The 714-nt window shown below is 64.6% G+C and carries 1 rRNA gene and 1 pseudogene; one reads left to right on the top strand and one right to left on the bottom strand.

The window, feature by feature from the left end:
- The first annotated feature begins 171 nt into the window (after positions 1-171).
- Positions 172-288: ribosomal RNA gene (gene rrf, locus KM933_RS38730) — 5S ribosomal RNA — on the top strand.
- A 118-nt stretch (positions 289-406) separates the two neighbouring features.
- Here rrf and KM933_RS40470 read toward each other — a convergent pair.
- Positions 407-714 (bottom strand): annotated as a pseudogene (locus KM933_RS40470) (hypothetical protein); the annotation flags it as partial.

Here is a 714-nt window from a genome sequence, read left to right on the forward strand (position 1 = left end):
AGCTGACCGGTACTAATAGGCCGAGGGCTTGTCCTCAGTTGCTCGCGTCCACTGTGTAGTTCCCAGACAACGAACGGTTGTGCTGGCTGAACAGTTCCACTAATCAATTGAATAGTGTGCTTGTTCGCTGCCCGTTCACAGCTCTGCCGCTGGCGGAGTGTCTGAAAGGGTTTCGGTGGTCATAGCGTGAGGGAAACGCCCGGTTACATTCCGAACCCGGAAGCTAAGCCTTACAGCGCCGATGGTACTGCAGGGGGGACCCTGTGGGAGAGTAGGACGCCGCCGAACAATTTTTGGAGGACCTCTGGTCCCAGCGACTCGCTGGGGCCGGAGGTCCTTTTTGTTTTCCCGTAGCGCGCCGGGTACTCGGCTGCGCGAGAATGACTTGCGGTACCGATGACAGGAGTCACCCATGTCCACCAACTCTCCCGACGAGCGACCGGAGCGCGATCAGCGACACCGGGACAGTGGTGACCGCGGCGGCTACCGCGGGGGCCCTGGCCGCGACAACGACCGCGGCGGTGCCGGCCGGCATGACGGCGGACGTCCGTCCTTCAGGCGCGACGATCGCCGTGACGACCGTCGCGACGACAACCGTGGCGGTGGCGACCGTGGTGGCTTCCGCCGCGACGACCGTGGTGGCGACAGTCGCGGTGGCAGCCGTCCGCCGTTCCGTCGTGATGACCGTGACCGTGGTGGTCCGCGGCGTGACGG

This window comes from Streptomyces beigongshangae (assembly GCF_019710745.1).
Classification (GTDB): domain Bacteria; phylum Actinomycetota; class Actinomycetes; order Streptomycetales; family Streptomycetaceae; genus Streptomyces; species Streptomyces beigongshangae.